Origin of the sequence: Nocardia sp. XZ_19_231 (genome assembly GCF_015355705.1) — a bacterium.
In the GTDB taxonomy this organism is placed as follows: Bacteria; Actinomycetota; Actinomycetes; order Mycobacteriales; family Mycobacteriaceae; genus Nocardia; species Nocardia salmonicida.
Window position 1 is genome coordinate 994418 of the sequence record NZ_JACUZI010000003.1, and the last position, 17549, is coordinate 1011966.

A 17549-nucleotide genomic window follows, 5' to 3' on the forward strand; every position below is an offset into this window, starting at 1 on the left:
ATGGCCGGGAGGGGATCGGGCGAGGACTTGCGTCCCGCCGGAGGGAAGCGGCGGGTTCCGCTGGCCGCGCGCGTCTACGACGAACTGCGCCACGACCTCGCCACCGGGGATCTGGCGCCGACCGAACGGCTGCGCGCCGAACGGCTGGCCGAGCGCTACGGCGTCTCGCGCACCCCGGTGCGCGAGGCGCTGGCCCGGCTCCAGGCCGACGGACTCGTGCAGCGCCATTCCGATGGGCTCTACCTGTACCGGCCCCGCCTGAACGAACTCGACGAACTCTATGAGCTACGAATTGTTCTGGAATCTCGGGGTTTTCAGCGAATTGCTGCCGGTGGTTCCGTCCAGGTACACGTCCCGACCGAGCACGACCTACCCACTGTGCGCGCCGAGTTGGCCCGCTGGCTCGAGTACCGCGACACCCCACCGGAACCCGGACCCGATCTGGTCGCCGCCGACGAGCAGTTCCACACCGAGCTACTGAGGGCCGCGGGAAATTCCGCGCTCGCCGAAGCACTGGCAGCCGTGTACCTGCGGGTACGCCCGGTGCGCACCATGGACGTGCCCACCGCCGAACGGGTCGCGGCCATGACGGCCGATCACATCACCATCGCCGAACAGGTGCTGGCCGGCGACGACGAACAGGCCCTGCACACCCTCACCGCCCACATCGATTCCTCCCGCGCCCACGTTCGGGTGCGGGCGGAACAGGCGATCGCCTTCACCAAACTCGGTCGCGCCGTACGGGATTGATCAACAGTCCTGCTGGAACGGCCAGCACTCGGTCTTGCGCGGAGTAGCCGTCGAGGGCGCACGGGTCGTCGAGGTCTGCGACGTGTCCGACATCGGTCGCGAATCGGGCGAATCCTGGAACAACGCCACCCCGACCACCACGAAGACGACGAATATGCCGAGCACCGCGGCGGCGAACATTCCGATGCCGACGAGCTTTCCCCGACGCGACGGATCGGCGGGCGGGGCGGGCGCGCTGATCTTGCGCACCTGCGGTACCACCGGGGTCGGCGCGGGCCGATTGCCGGTGAACCCTTCCTCGGCCAACTCGGCGCGCGTTGGCACCTCGGCCACCCCGAGCGTCGCGCAGGTGTTGAGCACCCGATCGATCGTCCATTCGCGAGGCCCCGCCGAGAACCCTTCGAGATATACCCGCAGCTCATGGGCGTCAACACTGTTCGCGACCAGCACGTCGAGCCCCGGCCGCAGCGCGGTGCGCGCGGGCCGGACGACCACACCGCGATACGGCACGAGCACCACCGCGCCGGACACATGCCTGCTGTCCTGCAACGCCCGTTCCAGCGCGACCCGCACCGCGTGCACTCCGTGTTCGACCCGGTCGGTGAGACCGTTCGACGGCTCGGCTTCTAAATCCAGCGGACTGTCGCTGATCCGCCACGAGCCGTCGGCGGTGGCGGTGAGCAGGCCGCTCTGCCGCCGCCGGAAGCCCTTGACCTCGACCACCGTGATCCCGCGCGGCGTCACGATCACCGCACCGAGCCGCCGGTCACCCACCCGGCAATCCACCAGCGCGAGCCCCGTACTCGGATAAGCGCGCAGGCAACCCACGAGCTCGCGCTCGGCGCCGGTGAGCTCGGCACCCGGTCTGATCCGAACCAGCATGTGCGATGTTCCCCTACCAGTGCTGCGACCTCACACCGCCGCTGCCCGCTGCGGTACCCACCGATCATGACGCGCAACTGTTCCGAAAACCACTGGAAACCAAAGAAAACCGGCAGAAACGCAGGATGGACCCTGGAGGCAGCCCACCACGGCTATACCGGCGAGTACGCTCCGATCCTGGCCGACGATGTTCGAGAAGACAGGTGGATCACCGATGGATTCAGCGCCACTACCACGCGTTTCACCGGGCAGGTTCGGTGAACTCGGGCCGATCAACTGGGTTGTCTGGCAGGTACTTTCCCGCGCGTCGGGCACCGATGACGCGCATCTGTTCAGCACCCTCGGTCGCACCGGCGGACTCTTTCGCGGCTGGCTGCATTTCTCCGGCAAGCTGATGCCGGGTGGCAGGTTGCCGCGCGCCGAGGCCGAACTGGTGATTCTGCGCGTCGCACAGCTGCGCGCGTGCGACTACGAGGCTGATCATCATCGCCGGTTGGGGCGAAAGGCAGGGCTGTCCGCCGTCGAGATCGAGCGCGTTGCCGCAGGTCCAGAAGCCGAGGGCTGGACACCTCGGCAGCGGGCCTTGCTGAATGCCGTCGATCAGCTGGTGTCCACCCGGAATGTGGACGACGCGGCGTGGGCCGCGCTGGCCGAGCACTACGACGAGCGGGTGCTGATCGAGATCGTGCTGCTGATCAATCAGTACGAAGGTCTGGCGTCGACGATCACGACCCTGCGGATCGAGCGCGACACGTTCTGACAATGTGACCCAGGTCATATAGCGGGACTGCGCGGGATCTCCCACAGTAAAGACGTACAACGTACGGAGTTCATCGTCATCGAGGAGAACCCATGCAGATCACCGCTTCTGCCCTATCGCTCAACGTCGCCGACCCGCAGGCCTCTGCCCAGTTCCTGATCGACCACCTCGGCTTCACCGAGAAGATGGCCGCCGACGGATTCGTCAATGTGGAGCGGGCCGACGCGGGCATGGACGTGATCTACCTGCGTACCGGCCTCGGCTCGTTCAAGCCCGCCCGCATCGCGGGCAGCGCGGGCGAGGGGCTGCTGGTCGTGTTCGTCGTCGACGATATCGACCGCGAATACGACCGCCTGCGGGCCGAGGGCGTCCCGATCGAGACACCCATCGAAACCGAGGAGTGGGGCGAGCGCTACTTCCAGATGACCGACCCCAACGGCATCGTCATCCAGCTCGTGCAGTGGGTCTGATCAGCGGCGCGCGATCCGCAGCGCCGCGACGATCATCGGGATCTGCAACGGCAACCGCGCCAGCACGCCTGCCTTGAAAACCTTGGGCGCTTTCGGGTTACCGAGAACATCCGCCGTCATCTGGATATTGGCGGGGAACACACCGACGAACAGCGCCGCGGCCAGCCACCCACCGAGCCGCCGCATGCGCGGCACCGCCAGCGCGGCAGCCACGCCCAGCTCGGCAACCCCGGACCCATACGTGTAGGTCCGCGGGTTGCCGGGCAGCTGCGGCGGCACGATCTTGTCGAACGGCTTGGGTGCTACGAAGTGCAGGATGCCCATGAAGAACAGCAGTCCACTCAACCAAGAGTGCGCGGGTCGACGGGGAGTTTGATCAGCCACACCGCCGACGGTACCGCCTCCCCGCGACTTCGAGCCAGATCCAGGCGCGGAGGACGATCCATCGGCAGGCGTAGAGGCCGTTAGCCCGTTCCCGGCGAGTTACCCATGTGCTGTCGTCACAAGGGCGACGACTACCGCGCGAAGACCGTGGACGCGGAGGTCGCCGGGCGGCCGAGGAGTTTGGTCAGGTCCCCGGTGTTCACCTCGAGCAGGCCCTCACCGATACGGGCGTCGGCGTCGGCGAGGGCGGCGGCGACCTGGTCGTCGAGGCCCGCCGCGCGCAGGGCTGCCGCATAGTCGCCTTCGGCGAGGTCCGCGTAGCGCACCGTGGAGCCCTTTGCCTCGGCGACCGCGGCCGCCAGGTCTGCGCCGGTCAGCGCGTCGTCGCCGCCCAGTTCGTAGACGCGGCCCTCGTGCCCCGTGCCGGTGAGCACGCGCGCGGCGGCCTCGGCGTAGTCGGCCCGTGCGGCGCCGGAGACGCGACCGGCCGCCATCGCGCCGTGCAGGACGCCCGTCTCCGCTGCGTTCGCGACAGCGCCGCCGTAGTTCTCCCAGTACCAGCTGTTGCGCAGCAGCACCGTCGGCACGGTGGCGGTGGCCAGCACCTCTTCGGTGCCTCGATGCTCGGCTGCCAGCAGCATCGGATTGCTGTCGGCGCGGGGGATGCTGGTGTAGGCCAGCAGTTCGACGCCGGCTCGCTCGGCGGCGCGAATGACATTGGTGTGCTGGGCAATTCGAGAGCCGAATTCATTGCCCGAGATCAGCAGCACCCGATCCACGCCCACCAGCGCGGCATCGAGGGCCGCCGGGTCGTCGTAGGACGCCTGCCGCACGTCGGCTCCTCGCGCGGCCAGGTCGGCCACCTTCTGCGGATCGCGCACGATCGCGACGGGCCGCTCCCCTGCGGCGAGCAGGGCCTCCACGACCAACCGGCCGAGCTGTCCGCCTGCTGCTGTCACTGCCACGGTCATTGCTACCTCCAGGTCACAAGTACTAACTATTAGTAAGCACTATGCCTTTAGCGGGCACTTGCGTCAAGTGGGTAAGATGGAGTCATGTCAGAGCCGCCCGCAGACCACGACCCCACGCTGGAAGCCGACGTCTTCGCGCGCAATTGCACCTCCCGTCCCGTCCTGCAGAACATCGCGGGGCGGTGGGGTGTGCTGGCCATGGTCGCGCTGCGCGACGGCCCGGTCCGCTTCAGCGCCCTGCGCCGCCGGGTCGACGGCGTGAGCGAGCGCATGCTCTCGCAGACCCTGCAGGCGCTGGAACGCGACGGCATGGTTCATCGCGAGGTGCTGGAAGCGATCCCGCCCCGCGTCGAATACACCCTCACCGAACTGGGCGCGCAGGTCGCCGACCATCTGCGGTCGCTGATCGTCGTGCTGGAATCAAATATGGATGCCGTCCGCGCGGCACAGGACAGCTACCACCGCGCCGGGGCCATCGGTCAGGACCAGCTCAACGCGTGAGCAGCTCCGAGACAGTGACGAATCGATAGCCCTGCGCACGCAATCCGTCGACGATCTCGGGGACCGCGGCAAGGGACTCGGCGCCGTGCATGACGTGGAGCAAGATGATCGAGCCCGGCCTGGTCTCGGCGAGGGTATCGGCGACGATGGCCGCCCGTGACGCGCCGCCCGCGGAATCGGGCTCGACATCCCAGGTCACCGTGGTGCGATCGTGGTCGGCGAGGTACCGCGGCAGCGCCCACAGTTTCTTGCCGTAGGGCGGGCGGAACGTGATCGGTCCGGGATACCCGGCGCGGCGGATCTCGTCGTCGGTGCGTTCGATCTCGGCACGCACGGTGTCATCGGAGACCAGCACCATGCGCCGGTGCGAATAGGAGTGATTTCCGATCTCGTGGCCCGCTCCCACGATCGCCGCACCGTATTCGGGATGGGCGGCCAGGTTGTCGCCGACCAGGTAGAAGGTCGCGCGAACTTGCGATTCGCCCAGTACCCGCAGCACTTCCGGGGTACGCGCGGTCGGGCCGTCATCGAAGGTCAACGCGACAACCTTCTCGTCGGTCTCGACCCGATCGACCAGCCGCCCCGCCACCTGATAGGTCCGCGAATTCATCACCACGTACAGGCCGACCGCCACCACCGAAACCAGCACGATGCCGACAACCCCACCCACCAGCCAACGACGCATGGACAGACGTTAGCTCACCGGGTCTGCTCGACCTGGTGAGTTACCGGCGCACCTACGCGATAACTTGGGTGATGTCGCCCGGCTTCAGGTAGTCGAAGAAACGGTGGGCGCCGTCTTCGGTCATCCGCACACAGCCGTGCGATTTCGAATCGACCGGTCCCACGTGAAATGCCATGTCGCCGTTGAAGAAGGTCGCCCATCGCATGGGCGCATTGTGCATCGTGCTCCAGTGGAATTCCCGCTTGAAGGAAATCTTGGTCACCGCGGGCGGCGTTTCGTATCCGGCCATGCCGTGCGAAATCGGCGTCGGTCCGAAGATCACCCGGCCGTTGTCGACCAGCCACGCTTCGTTCGTCGACAGCCGCAGGCACGCCCTGGCTTCGACGACCGGGCACGGCGATGCGGTGGGAACAATGGCGGGAACACCGGGAACGTCCGGCCCACCGGGGAAAAGAGGTTCCGCGACTGCCGGTGTCACCGTGCCGAAGCCGGCCACAGCGACGGCGGCTAGTGCCGCGATCCGTGCTGTCCAACCGAGAATGCTCTTGCTCATCAGTCGTTGCCTCTCAACCGTGCCCGCCACCCGCGAGCCTGCCCGGGTGAGGGGACCATCTCATGGAACACAAATATGTCGAACACGAGCGTGGAACAACTACCTGGAGGTGATGTCGATCATCGGCCACAGAACCTGATTCACCAAATCAACGCCCGGAAAAAGACCGAATAGAAACCAAAAGCCGGGTACGCGATTCGCGCACCCGGCCCTGTCGGCTGATATCTCAGAAGTTGATCATGTGCCCCGCGAGGCCGTGGATCGCTTCCTGCAACGCTTCGCTCAGCGTCGGGTGGGTGTGCACATTGCGGGCCAACTCGTTGACCGTGAGGTCCCACTTCTGGGCCAGGGTGAGTTCCGGCAGCAGCTCGGAGACGTCGGGGCCGATCAGGTGCCCGCCGATGAGTTCGCCGTGCGTGCCGTCGGCGATCAGCTTCACGAAGCCGGTCGGATCGCCGAGGCCGTGTGCCTTGCCGTTGGCCTGGAACGGGAAGTTCGCGACCTTCACGTCGTAGCCCTCGTCGCGGGCCTGCTGCTCGGTGAGACCGAAGCTGGCGACCTGCGGCTGGCAGAAGGTGGCGCGCGGCATCATCCGGTAGTCACCGAGGGGCATCGTCTCGGCGCCGCCGATGGTCTCGGCCGCGACCACGCCCTGCGCCTCCGCCACGTGGGCGAGCTGCAGTTTGGCGGTGACGTCACCGATCGCGTAGATGTGCGCCACGTTGGTGCGCATGTAGTCGTCGATCTCGATGGCGCCACGGTCGGTGAGCGCGACACCGGTGGTCTCCAGGCCGTAGCCCTCCACCCGCGGTGCGAAGCCGACGGCCTGCAGCACCTTGTCGACGGTGACGGTCTCGATCGCGCCGGACTTGTTGTCCTTGATCTGAACGGTGACCTTGGAGCCGTCGTCGTCGATCGACTGCACGGCCGCACCGGTGGAGATGGTGATGCCGAGCTTCTTGTACTGCTTGGTGATCTCCTTGGAGACGTCGGCGTCCTCGTTGGGCAGCGCGCGGTCGAGGAACTCCACGATCCGCACGTCGACGCCGTAGTTCTTGAGGACGTAGGCGAACTCCATGCCGATGGCGCCCGCGCCGACGATCAGGATCGAGCCGGGTAGGTCACGGGTGAGGATCTGCTCCTCGTAGGTGACCACGTTCTCGGAGAGCTGGGTGCCCGGCAGCAGCTTGGTGGTGGTGCCGGTGGCGATGATGGCATTGTCGAACGTGATCGTCTCGGCGCCGCCCTTGGTGAGGGCGACGTCGATCGAGTTCGGGCCGGTGAAGGTACCGAGACCGTCGAACTCGTCGATCTTGTTCTTCTTCATCAGGAAGTGCACGCCCTTGACCCGACCGTCGGCCACCTTGCGGCTGCGATCGAAGGCGGCGCCGAAGTCGAAGCTGACCTCACCGGAGATGCCGAAGGTCTTGGCCTCCTTGTGGAAGATATGGGCCAGCTCGGCGTTGCGCAGCAGTGCCTTGGACGGGATGCAGCCCACGTTCAGGCACACGCCACCCCAGTATTTCTGCTCGACAATCGCTGTTCGCAGGCCGAGTTGAGCGGCACGGATCGCGGCGACATATCCGCCGGGACCAGCGCCGAGAACGACGACATCGTAGTGGGAAGTCACGTCACCGAGCCTAACTCTGTTTCGGGGAGTTCACCCACCCGTCCCCCCTATAGGTGAGATGTGCCCTCGACCGGCCGCTGGTCACTCCTGCGCCCAGTAATGTCGAGAAGGTGAGCGGTGCTGGGTCGGCGGGCGGAATCGGTAGCCGGCTCGACGGCACGGCGTCGACCCATCTCGTCCGGTTGCTCGTGCAGGCAGCCAGGCAGGCGGGTGCGGCCGAGGACCAGCTGGCTCGCGTTGCCGGTACCGACGAGGTGGTTCTGCGCGGTGAGCTCAACCGGATCCCGATGAGTTCGCTGCTGCGGTTGTGGGAGTTGATCGCGCAGGCGCGACCCGGTGCGGGGTCGGGGGCCGCGATCGCCGCGGCGGCCCCGCTCGGCTCGCTCAACACCTGGGACTATCTGGTGACAACCGGCCGGACACTGGCGGATTCACTGCGTGCGGCCCAGCCCTATCACCGCCTGGTGACCGCGGCGACCGAGGGTTTCGACCTGTCCGGCGACGGGGATCTCACCATCGGCTACCGGACCTCGGCCAGTGATCCGGCGGTGGCTTCGGTGGTCAACGAATACGTGCTCGCCTACTACCTGCGCCGTGCGCGCGAAGCGATCGGCCGCCCGCTCGTGCCCACCCGGGTGAGCTTCGGCCACGCCGCACCGGCCGACCACGCCGGATTGGTCGCCGTATTCGGTACCGCCGACATCGAATTCGAGGCCGAGGCCGATTCGATCACCTTCCACGCCGACGACGCCAACGCACCGCTGGCCCGCGCGGATCCGATGCTGGCCGACTTGATGCGCAGCCACGCCGACCTGGTTCTCGCCTCCGCCCGCCCGATCGCCGATCCCCTCGATGCCTTTCGCATCGCCCTCGGCGCGGCACTGGACGCGGGCGACCCAGCCCTGCCCCGCGTCGCGAAAAGCCTTGCCATGAGCCAGCGCACCCTGCAACGTCATCTCGCCGAACACGGCACGTCCTGGCGCGACGAGCTCGACCTGCTCCGCCACGAACGCGCGAGAATCCTGCTGGACCGAGGCCACAGCACGGCCACCATTGCCCAGCGCCTCGCCTTCACCGACGACCGCGCCCTGCGCAAGGCCTTCCACCGATGGACCGGCACCACACCGACCGCCTCGCGCGCGGGATGAGCGCGCCCACCATGGCGTGAACGGACCGGGTGGTGGCGTCTGCGGACCTGGGAGCGGGGTTCCGGCCGCAATAACGTAGTCATCACCGGCGAGAAACACCGGCTGACCTCGAAAGAAGGCTCGATCATGTCGAATACGGCCACCCGCGCACTGCCCACCTTCACCCGCGAGATCCACCTCGCCGCCCGCCCGAACGGCGCACCGGTCGCCGACGATTTCGCCCTTGTGGAACGGGAGCTGCCCGAACTCACCGAGGGCCAGATCCTGGTCCGCAACACCTGGATGTCGGTCGATCCATACATGCGCGGCCGGATGGACGACAAGGCGTCCTACATCCCGCCCTTCGAACTCGGTACGGCCCTCGACGGTTCGGCGATCGGCGAGGTGATCGCCTCCCGTTCAGCCGATATCGCGGTCGGCGCCACGGTCACGCACTTCGCCGGATGGCGCGAACACGCCATCGTCGACGCCGCGACCGCCACCCTCGTCGACCCGGAACTCGCCGCACCGCAGCACTTCCTGAGCGTGCTCGGAACCACGGGACTCACCGCTTACGCCGCGCTCACCGACGTCGCCCGGGTCGAGCCCGGCGACACCGTATTCATCTCGGCTGCGGCGGGAGCGGTCGGCAGCGTGGCGGGCCAGATCGCCAAGGCGCTCGGTGCGAAGCGGGTGATCGGCTCGGCCGGTGGTTCCGTCAAGACCCGAAAGCTGCTCGAGGAGTTCGGTTTCGACGCGGCGATCGACTACCGGGTCGGCGATCTCGGTGGTCAACTTGCGGCGGCCGCACCCGATGGCATCGATGTCTACCTCGACAGCGTCGGCGGCGAACACCTGAAGGTCGCCGTCGAGGCGCTCAACCAGCACGGCCGGATCGCCCTGGTCGGCGCGATCAGCGGCTACAACGGCACCACCACCGGACAGACCCCCGACCTCTACCTCGCGGCGACGAAGGAGATCACCCTGCGCGGCATGCTGGTCACCAGCTACTTCCCGATCTTCGGCGAGTACATCGCCAAGGCCGCGGGCTGGCTCGCCGACGGCGCCCTGCACACCGCCGAAACCGTCTACGAAGGACTCGACCAGGCGCCCGCCGCTTTCCTCGGTGTTCTCACCGGCGCCAACACCGGCAAAATGCTCGTCCACCTCGCCTGAGCCCGAACGCCCTGCCGCGCACCGAACTTCTCGGTCCGGCGGGGCGAGGTCACTCACGCCAGACGTGGCTCGCGGCCCGAGCGAAGTTGCCGCCGAAGATCGCCTCGCGCTCGGCAGGCGTGAAACCACGGACCGCGAGGAGCTCGTCCAGGCCGGGCACGTCGGATTCGCCGAGCAGGTCCTCGGGCGGGGTCCATTGCAGCGGGCCCCATTTCGTGTACGAGTCGGAGAACGCGCCCGGGTTGGCACGGATCTCGTCGTTGAACTCTTGACCGTCGAACGAATAGTCCGACCCGATCCCGATGTGGTCGATCCCGACCAGGTCGACGCCGTATCGGATGTGGTCGGCTGTCGCCGCGACCCGCTCGGCGCGCGCGGCGGGCTCGTTGCGGCCGAGGAAGATTCCGACGCCGTTGATGCCGATCACCCCACCGGTGGCGGCGCACGCGCGTGCCTGCTCATCGGTGATATTGCGCGGGTGGTCCCAGAGCGCGGCGAAATTGGAGTGGCTGTAGATCATCGGAACCGAGGTGTGGGTGGCGATGTCGAGGCCGGTGCGGCGCGAGCAGTGCGAGCCGTCGGCGAACATGCCGACCTCGTTGAGCTTGCGCACCAAGTCTTTTCCATATCCGGTCAGTCCGGTGTCGTCGCTGTCGAGGCAGCCGCAGCCCGCCGCGTTCACATGGTTGTAGGTGGGCAGCAACGAGCGCACGCCGAGGTCGTAGAACAGCTCCACATTGTCGAGATCACCGTCGAGCGGCCCGGAATACTCGAGGTCGAAGGCCAGCGCGATCACCCCGGGCGCGCCGACATCGCTTACTCGGTCGACCAACCGGAACCGCGAATCCGTCGCTGCCTCGTCCCGGAACTGGTGCAGCAAGGCCAGCGAATCATCCTTGGTCTGCGCCGAGTACCCGACGTTGACCGACAGATACGACCCCGCGGGGTACCGAGCCAGCTCCGCGATCCTGGCCGTGGGCCGCAACGGCAGACAACAATGCTGCTCCCACAGGAACACATCCACCTCCGGTTGATTCGTGACCTGTGATCGTACGTTTCGCGGCGTATTCGACGTCGAACCGACGCTAACGCGATGTCTGATTCGTCCGATAAGTCAGTACTGCATCCCCGACCCATGGCTCTTGATTCAAAGGCGGTGCGACATGCGTCGCGTCCTCGTCCTCCTCGCTTCCCTCGCGACCTGCCTCGGCCTGTCGACACTGCCCGCGTCCGCCACCCCGTCCTACTGCGGTCTCGCCTGGGGCTCACAGGACAAATCGACCTCGAACTACTCGGGCGCCACCATCACCGACGTCCGCGCAGGCCGCCACGAGTGCTTCGACCGCCTCGTGATCGATCTGTCCGGGCCCACCGCCGGTTACCGCGTCGGTTACGTGGGCACGGTCACCCAGGACGGCTCCGGCGCCGCTGTCCCCCTTCGCGGTGGCGCCTTCTTACAGATCGCCGTCCTGTCTCCCGCCTACGACAACGCGGGCAACAGCACCTACAACCCGCCGAGCCGCACCGAGCTCGTCAATGTGAACGGCTACCCGACCTTCCGCCAAGCCGCATTCGCCGGCTCCTTCGAAGGTCAGAGCACTTTCGGCCTCGGCGTCCGCGCCCGCCTACCCTTCCGTGTGAGCACCCTCGATGGCCCGGCCCGCGTAGTCGTGGACGTCGCCCACTACTGGTGACGGCTCGCGCAACATGCGAATCCTCACATCGGCAACAATGTGGGGATGAGCGGCGTTGAGCAGAATGTGACCGATCCCTATCTCTGGCTCGAGGACGTGACCGACGAGGGCGCGCTGGACTGGGCGCGCGCCCGCAACGAGGTGGTGGGGCGGCGGTTCGCGGCCACCGACCGATTCGCCGATATGGAGCGGCGCGTGCTGGCGATGCTCGACGACGACACCAAGATCGCCTACCCCGGCCGACGGGGTCCGTGGCTGTACAACTTCTGGCGTGACGCGCAGCATCAGCGCGGGCTGTGGCGGCGCACGACATTCGAGTCCTACGCCACCGACGAGCCCGAGTGGGATGTGCTGATCGACGTCGACGCGCTGGCCGAGGCGGACGGCGAGAACTGGGTGTGGGCAGGCGCCGCCGTGCTGCGGCCGTCGCAGGAACGCGCCATCATCCATCTGTCCCGCGGCGGCGCCGACGCCACCGTCGAGCGCGAATTCGACCTGACGACCAGGCAATTCATCGCCCCGGAGGACGGCGGCTTCTCCCTGCCGGAGGCCAAGTCGCGCATCGGCTGGATCGACGCCGACACCGTCTACCTCGGCACCGACTTCGGACCCGGATCGCTCACCGACTCCGGCTACCCGCGCATCGCCAAGCGCTGGCGACGTGGCACCGCGTTGTCCACCGCCGAAACGGTGTACGAGGGCAAGCCGAGCGATGTCTCGATCGGCGCGGGCTACGACCGCCACCCCGGCTACGAGCGGCACTATCTGCATCGGTCAACGGACTTCTTCAACAGCGAGGTGTCCCTGCTCGAGGACGGCGCGTGGCGCCTGATCGAAACCCCCACCGACGCCGATGTCGACTGGTATCGAGACTGGCTCCTGGTGCGCTTGAAGACCGAGTGGACGCCGGCCGAGACCACCTACGCGCCCGGCAGTCTGCTGGTCACCGATCTGAACGACTTCCTCGCCGGTGCCAGAGAATTCGACGTCCTCTTCGCACCGGATCCGCACACCTCACTGGAATCGTGGGGATGGACCGAGAACCACCTGATCCTGACCACCTTGCAGGACGTGCAGACCGGATTCCGCGTGCTCACCCCCGGCCCGGACGGCTGGGCCGCCAGTGCGCTCACCGATTCCCCCGCCATGTCGTCCACCTCGGTGGCCAACCTGGACCCGCTGGAAGGTGGCGACGAATTCATGCTCACCACCACCGGTTTCACCACCCCGACAACCCTGCTCAGCAGCGCCATCGGCGAAACCGCGGTGACTTTGAAGCAGGCGCCCGGCTACTTCGACGCCACCGGCATCGAGACCGAACAGTTCTTCGCCACCTCCGACGACGGAACCGCGGTGCCCTACTTCGTGATCCGCCATCGCGACCGGCGCGGCACACCGGGACCGACGATCATGAACGGGTACGGCGGCTTCGAAATCTCCAAGACCCCCGCCTATCTCGGCTCCGCGGGCATGAACTGGCTCGAACGCGGCGGCACCTACGTGATGACCAACATTCGCGGCGGCGGCGAGTACGGCCCCGAATGGCACACTGCCGCACTGAAAGAGCACCGCCACCGCGCCTTCGAGGACTTCGCCTCGGTCGCCCGCGACCTCGTGACCCGCGGCATCACCACCCCCGACCGGCTCGGGGCGATCGGCGGCAGCAACGGCGGGCTGCTGATGGGCGTGATGCTCACCCGCTACCCGGAACTGCTCGGCGCCATCGTCTGCCAGGTCCCGCTGCTGGACATGAAGCGCTATCACCTGCTGCTGGCCGGTGCGTCGTGGGTCGCCGAATACGGTGACCCGGACAAGCCGGAGGAATGGGCGTACCTCAGCGAGTACTCGCCGTATCAGAACACCGACCCCGGCAAGCAGTACCCACCGATCCTGCTCGCCACCTCCACCCGCGACGACCGGGTCCATCCCGGCCATGCGCGAAAGATGGCCGCGCTCCTGGAGTCGCAGGATCGCACCGTCTGGTACTACGAGAACATCGAGGGTGGTCACGGCGGCGCCGCCGACAACAAGCAGTCGGCCTACCTGTCCGCGCTGGTCTACGAGTTCTTCATCCAGATGCTGATCGAGGGCCGCCGCTCGGCCTGAGGGTCAGCGGTCGCGCAGCCACTTCTCCACCGTGTCGACGGTGGAGTCCGGATTGGTGATCCAGCCGTTGTGCCCCAGGGCCTCCGGCTGGAACCACCGGGTCACCTGCGTGCCGGGCAGCTTGCCGAGCAGGTGGTCGGCGGAGGTCTGCGGGGCCAGGTCGTCACCGGCGATGGTGATCGACAGGACCGGAAACTTCAGCCGCGACATCCGCTCGTCGTAGTCGATATCGGCGCCGACGGGCACGAAGCGGCCGGTGCGTGCCAGCCTCGCCCAATCCGACATGAGAACTTTGGACTGCCTGCCGTACGCGCGCTTGCCGAGCAGGTCCCCCGGCCAGAACCCGGCCAGGTTCGACGCGACCGCCACCGCTGCGGTGCCCACCAGCACGCCCGGCCCGAAGACACCGCGATACCCACGGAAATACGGCGTTCCGGAAGCGACCAGGATCAAGCCGCCGAGCCTGCCGCGCACCCTGGCCGCGTACATCGACGCGAGCTGGCCGCCCATGCTGTGGCCGAGCAGGTACGGCGTGCTGGCCGGGAACCGGTTGCGCACCGCGGCCAGCATCGCCGGAAAATCCACCGAGACCAGTTCGTGGTAGCCGTAGGTACTTTCGGCGTCAGGACGACGCGTGCTCTCACTCTGACCACGCAGTTCGCCGATGGCGACATCGAATCCGCGGGCGGCCAGCCGATGTCCGAAGTACTCGTAGAACTCCCCCGGCACCGCAAGGCCGGGCACGATCACCACCACCGGGCGTGGCGCGTCCGGGGTCACCGGATGCCGGTGTGCGCCGGTGGCCGGAATGAGCCGCACCGGCAGGGTGCTGCCGTCGGGTACCTGGATCTCGACGATCTCGACCCGGGCCATCAAGCCCCGACCGCGCCCAGGATCACCCGGCTCAGCACCTTGATCACCTCGTCGAGCGGGGGCCGCGGGTCGCTGCCGCTCCAGCCGTCGACGACATAGTTCACCGCGCCGATGATCGCGAGTACCCGCAGTTCGTAGTCGCCGGGCGGGATTTCGCCGTGCATGGCCGCGTCTTCGGCGGCACTGGCCAGCAGCGACCCCCACACGCGACGCAGTTCGAGACGGAACTTCTCGACCTTGGGGCCGGCTCCGACCACTTCGACCAGCGCCACCCGCGCCTTACGGGGATCGGTGCCGATCGACTCGACGTAGGCCCGCACGGCCGCGTCGATCTGCTCGAGCACGGTCGCCTCGGCCTTGTCCTCGAGCGCGGTAGCCACCGCCTCGCGCGAATGTCGGTCGATCTGCTCGTACAGCTCCAGCAGCAGAGATTCGCGGCCGGTGAACTCCTCGTAGAACTGCCGAGACGATAGTCCCGCGTCCTTACAGATGGCGCCGACCGAACTGTTTGCGTACCCGTCGCGCGCGAAGACCGTCAGGCCTGACTCAAGAAAACGCGCACGCCGCTGGCGTTGCCGGTCCTCTACGGGTTGCCCGGCATACATTCGTCCCGTATTCGCATCCTGTGACATTGTCGCTGACAATACCGAAGGGCCTGATCCCCTCGTCATGGATCAGGCCCTTCGGCTGCCCAATCGGCTAACCGCGCGTTAGCCGAAAGTTGGCTACAGACGGCTCAGTTGCCCGAGCCCTGCACCGAACCGGTGCTCAGCGAGCTGGCGAGCAGACCGAGCAGCAGGGTGAGAATGTTGCCGTCGCTGCTGTCATCAGTGATGTTGTAAAGCATGTGTCACTCCAAGTCGATGTTTTGTGACTTCGTTGTCACTGGCCATTTGCCGTCTCGGACGATACCCAGACACAATGTGAAGTGGAGGTGTTTTAAAGGAATTTTCTAGAATTTTTTGTCACGGGACACAAGACCAAGGAACTCGGGGCTCGCCCGGACCGAGCATGAGCCGATTCGCGAACGAGGCGCTGCTCGTCGTCGACGCGCTGGGGCAACCGCGATGTGAAACGTGAGTGTACCGAAGCGCGGTTCTCGCATCCGTCGAACCGGGAAGTAACCGTCAGGGTGCGACAAATCATTGTCGGCGGTCGCTGGGCTCGGTACTCCTGTTCCCATGACGACTCTGCTGCACATATACGCTTGCGCGCGTGGCGAACTCAGCCGATCTCGCGCTATCGAACCGGTCCTGCCCGACTTCGGCCACGACTACTGAAGCGACGGAACGGGGGTGGGCGCCGACGGGAAGAACAGTCGTAACGATCTGTGCCGTAGGGATTCTCGTCGCCAGGAAGCCCTGCGTGACGCTGCCGGTACTCGGCGACCTGGCCGCGGTGTGGGGCACCTGCCGCGCCGCGACGACTTGGACAACAACTGCTTTCGGGCTCGCCTACGGCGCAGGGTTTCCGATCACCGGCCCACTATCGGACCGCTGGGGACGACGCCCGGTGAACGTCGGGGGCCTCGCGGTGACGGCCTTGTCCGCCCTTGTGGCGATCTCGGCGCCGAGTCCGGGCGCGGGGATCGGCATGCGGGCGATCTAGCGGTTGACGGCTTCGATATCGGACCTGACGCTCCTCGGCGTGGGCGTGATCGCGCCGCTGGTCGACGACGCTCCCGGCCGACAAGCCGTGTTCGTCGACGCGGCGGGCTCGGCCTTCACCGCGTTCGTCGCGCTGCTGCGCGGCCCACGGTTGACGCTGCCCCACGTCAGCGGCCTTGCCGTGCTCGGGTCAATCGTCGGGACCTACACCGACGTACCGCTCGCGCCGCCCGACGACGTCGTCACCCGGAGCGCCCCGCCGTAGATGGCGGGTTGCCGTCGAAACGTATTCGGGCACAATATTTTTGACCAGCGTTCGGCGCGGCCTGCAAGAATCCGACCATGGGCGGAGGTCAGCCGAGGTCACGGTGCCTATGCTGAGCGTGACAGCCCGTCACGCATACCCCGGAGGCACCGTTGCCGAACACTCTCGAAGCCAGCATCGACATCGCCGCATCGCCGGATAAGGTCTGGTCGGTGCTCGCAGACCTGCGCCGCATGCCCGAGCTCAGCCCCACGACGGTGAAGATGGTCGCGGTCGGTGGCGTTCGCGACGGCGCTTTCACCGTCAACATCAACAAGGTCGGCTGGAAGGTCTACCCGACCACCTCGCGGATCGTGCGCTTCGAGCCGAACAAGGCGCTGGCGTTCCGGATGAACGAGAACCGCACGGTCTGGGCCTATGAGCTCGAACCGACCGCCACCGGTACCCGCGTCGTCGAGACGCGCACCGTCGACGCCAAGGGCCTGCCCGGCTGGTTGCGCGGAGCGATCAAGGTCGCCATGGGCGGCGAGGAGAAGTTCGAGGCCGATCTGGTCTCGGGTATGCAGGAGACGCTGAGCAAGGTGAAGGTCGCCGCCGAGCGCTGACCTCGAACATCGCGTGAGCCCGCCGGAATCATCCGGCGGGCTCTTTCGTTATGCCAGGTTGTCGCGGATCTCGTCGAGCGCCTGCGTGCCGCGCGTGAGCAGCTCCTGCACCGCCGCCAGTTCGGCCGCGGTGAATCGCTCGGCCAAGGCACGCTCCACCGCGATCGCGCGGACGTCGGCATCGTTCATCACCGTCCGTCCTTCCTCGGTGAGGCGGGTTTCCAGCACGTTCTTGTGCCACTCGTGCGGGGTCCGGTCCACCAAGCCGCGCTCCTGGAGGTTGGTCAGGACGGTGTTCATGGTCGGTGGGGTGACGCCGGCCAGCCGGGCCAGAGCGGCGGCCGAGATACCGGGATTCTCCGCGAGGTGCAGCAGCGCGCTGTACTGCGCGACGGTCAGCCCGGCGGGTTTGAGCGCGGCCGTCTTCGTCGCGATCAGGGCTTGCTCGGCGCGCTTGATATACGTGCCGAGCCTCTCGGCGGCGGACATGGACGTCATGCGTTGCATGGT

At 67.0% G+C, this 17549-nt stretch carries 21 protein-coding genes; 11 read left to right on the forward strand and 10 right to left on the reverse strand.

Annotated features, from left to right (window positions below; translation table 11 throughout):
- Nucleotides 1-750: a GntR family transcriptional regulator gene (locus IBJ82_RS17780; protein WP_194826956.1), complete on the forward strand. Its 750-nt coding sequence runs from the start codon at nucleotides 1-3 to the stop codon at nucleotides 748-750.
- On the opposite strand, the gene IBJ82_RS17785 is transcribed toward IBJ82_RS17780, so the two are convergent.
- Nucleotides 751-1632 (reverse strand): NERD domain-containing protein, encoded by an 882-nt coding sequence (locus IBJ82_RS17785; RefSeq protein ID WP_194826957.1) that lies wholly within the window; start codon nucleotides 1630-1632, stop codon nucleotides 751-753. It lies immediately after the preceding gene.
- Nucleotides 1633-1846: 214 nt separating this feature from the next.
- Between IBJ82_RS17785 and IBJ82_RS17790 the strand changes: the two genes are divergently transcribed.
- Complete coding sequence (locus tag IBJ82_RS17790; protein WP_194826958.1) at nucleotides 1847-2392, forward strand: carboxymuconolactone decarboxylase family protein; 546 nt, start codon at nucleotides 1847-1849, stop codon at nucleotides 2390-2392.
- 92 nt (nucleotides 2393-2484) lie between these two features.
- Entirely contained in the window at nucleotides 2485-2862 is a 378-nt protein-coding gene (locus IBJ82_RS17795) for a VOC family protein (protein WP_194826959.1), read from the forward strand.
- Here the strand turns inward: IBJ82_RS17795 and IBJ82_RS17800 are convergent, their stop codons facing one another.
- Nucleotides 2863-3186, reverse strand: coding sequence for a hypothetical protein (locus IBJ82_RS17800; RefSeq protein ID WP_194827223.1), 324 nt, complete (start codon nucleotides 3184-3186; stop codon nucleotides 2863-2865).
- A 191-nt stretch (nucleotides 3187-3377) separates the two neighbouring features.
- Nucleotides 3378-4217, reverse strand: coding sequence for an NmrA family NAD(P)-binding protein (locus IBJ82_RS17805; protein ID WP_194826960.1), 840 nt, complete (start codon nucleotides 4215-4217; stop codon nucleotides 3378-3380).
- 84 nt (nucleotides 4218-4301) lie between these two features.
- Between IBJ82_RS17805 and IBJ82_RS17810 the strand changes: the two genes are divergently transcribed.
- Nucleotides 4302-4718 (forward strand): helix-turn-helix domain-containing protein, encoded by a 417-nt coding sequence (locus tag IBJ82_RS17810; RefSeq protein ID WP_194826961.1) that lies wholly within the window; start codon nucleotides 4302-4304, stop codon nucleotides 4716-4718.
- Here IBJ82_RS17810 and IBJ82_RS17815 read toward each other — a convergent pair.
- From IBJ82_RS17815 to lpdA, 3 genes are all read right to left on the reverse strand, one after another.
- Nucleotides 4708-5403, reverse strand: coding sequence for a polysaccharide deacetylase family protein (locus IBJ82_RS17815; protein ID WP_194826962.1), 696 nt, complete (start codon nucleotides 5401-5403; stop codon nucleotides 4708-4710). The two genes, IBJ82_RS17810 and IBJ82_RS17815, sit on opposite strands and share 11 nt — an antisense overlap.
- 52 nt (nucleotides 5404-5455) lie before the next feature.
- A complete protein-coding gene (locus IBJ82_RS17820) occupies nucleotides 5456-5956 on the reverse strand; it encodes a L,D-transpeptidase (RefSeq protein WP_194826963.1) in 501 nt (166 codons plus the stop codon).
- Between the two features lie 226 nt (nucleotides 5957-6182).
- Nucleotides 6183-7586, reverse strand: a complete 1404-nt coding sequence (gene lpdA, locus IBJ82_RS17825; protein WP_194826964.1) for a dihydrolipoyl dehydrogenase — start codon at nucleotides 7584-7586, stop codon at nucleotides 6183-6185.
- A gap of 110 nt (nucleotides 7587-7696) precedes the next feature.
- Here lpdA and IBJ82_RS17830 point away from each other — a divergent pair, with 110 nt between their 5' ends.
- Both IBJ82_RS17830 and IBJ82_RS17835 read left to right on the forward strand, forming a co-directional pair.
- Nucleotides 7697-8734, forward strand: a complete 1038-nt coding sequence (locus IBJ82_RS17830) for an AraC family transcriptional regulator (protein ID WP_194826965.1) — start codon at nucleotides 7697-7699, stop codon at nucleotides 8732-8734.
- Nucleotides 8735-8860: 126 nt separating this feature from the next.
- Nucleotides 8861-9889, forward strand: a complete 1029-nt coding sequence (locus IBJ82_RS17835) for an NADP-dependent oxidoreductase (RefSeq protein WP_194826966.1) — start codon at nucleotides 8861-8863, stop codon at nucleotides 9887-9889.
- A gap of 49 nt (nucleotides 9890-9938) precedes the next feature.
- On the opposite strand, the gene IBJ82_RS17840 is transcribed toward IBJ82_RS17835, so the two are convergent.
- Nucleotides 9939-10913: a membrane dipeptidase gene (locus tag IBJ82_RS17840; RefSeq protein ID WP_194826967.1), complete on the reverse strand. Its 975-nt coding sequence runs from the start codon at nucleotides 10911-10913 to the stop codon at nucleotides 9939-9941.
- A 139-nt stretch (nucleotides 10914-11052) separates the two neighbouring features.
- Here IBJ82_RS17840 and IBJ82_RS17845 point away from each other — a divergent pair, with 139 nt between their 5' ends.
- Both IBJ82_RS17845 and IBJ82_RS17850 read left to right on the forward strand, forming a co-directional pair.
- Complete coding sequence (locus IBJ82_RS17845) at nucleotides 11053-11583, forward strand: hypothetical protein (RefSeq protein WP_194826968.1); 531 nt, start codon at nucleotides 11053-11055, stop codon at nucleotides 11581-11583.
- Between the two features lie 45 nt (nucleotides 11584-11628).
- Nucleotides 11629-13689 carry a prolyl oligopeptidase family protein gene (locus IBJ82_RS17850; protein WP_194826969.1) on the forward strand — a complete coding sequence of 687 codons (2061 nt, stop codon included), beginning with the start codon at nucleotides 11629-11631 and terminating at the stop codon, nucleotides 13687-13689.
- A 3-nt stretch (nucleotides 13690-13692) separates the two neighbouring features.
- Here the strand turns inward: IBJ82_RS17850 and IBJ82_RS17855 are convergent, their stop codons facing one another.
- Entirely contained in the window at nucleotides 13693-14562 is an 870-nt protein-coding gene (locus IBJ82_RS17855; protein ID WP_063054515.1) for an alpha/beta fold hydrolase, read from the reverse strand.
- The gene (locus IBJ82_RS17860; RefSeq protein ID WP_228537173.1) at nucleotides 14562-15194 is read right to left on the reverse strand and encodes a TetR/AcrR family transcriptional regulator; all 633 of its coding nucleotides are present in this window, start codon (nucleotides 15192-15194) and stop codon (nucleotides 14562-14564) included. Before IBJ82_RS17860 ends, IBJ82_RS17855 begins: the two co-directional genes overlap by 1 nt.
- A gap of 733 nt (nucleotides 15195-15927) precedes the next feature.
- Here IBJ82_RS17860 and IBJ82_RS17865 point away from each other — a divergent pair.
- The 3 genes from IBJ82_RS17865 (at nucleotide 15928) to IBJ82_RS17875 (ending at nucleotide 17039) form a co-directional block, all read left to right on the forward strand.
- The gene (locus IBJ82_RS17865; RefSeq protein ID WP_194826970.1) at nucleotides 15928-16170 is read left to right on the forward strand and encodes an MFS transporter; all 243 of its coding nucleotides are present in this window, start codon (nucleotides 15928-15930) and stop codon (nucleotides 16168-16170) included.
- A gap of 3 nt (nucleotides 16171-16173) precedes the next feature.
- Nucleotides 16174-16434 carry a hypothetical protein gene (locus tag IBJ82_RS17870; RefSeq protein ID WP_194826971.1) on the forward strand — a complete coding sequence of 87 codons (261 nt, stop codon included), beginning with the start codon at nucleotides 16174-16176 and terminating at the stop codon, nucleotides 16432-16434.
- 152 nt (nucleotides 16435-16586) lie between these two features.
- Nucleotides 16587-17039 carry an SRPBCC family protein gene (locus tag IBJ82_RS17875; RefSeq protein ID WP_194826972.1) on the forward strand — a complete coding sequence of 151 codons (453 nt, stop codon included), beginning with the start codon at nucleotides 16587-16589 and terminating at the stop codon, nucleotides 17037-17039.
- A gap of 48 nt (nucleotides 17040-17087) precedes the next feature.
- Here the strand turns inward: IBJ82_RS17875 and IBJ82_RS17880 are convergent, their stop codons facing one another.
- On the reverse strand, nucleotides 17088-17537 hold the full coding sequence (locus tag IBJ82_RS17880) for a MarR family winged helix-turn-helix transcriptional regulator (protein ID WP_228537174.1): 450 nt from the start codon (nucleotides 17535-17537) through the stop codon (nucleotides 17088-17090).
- Between the last annotated feature and the right edge of the window lie 12 nt (nucleotides 17538-17549).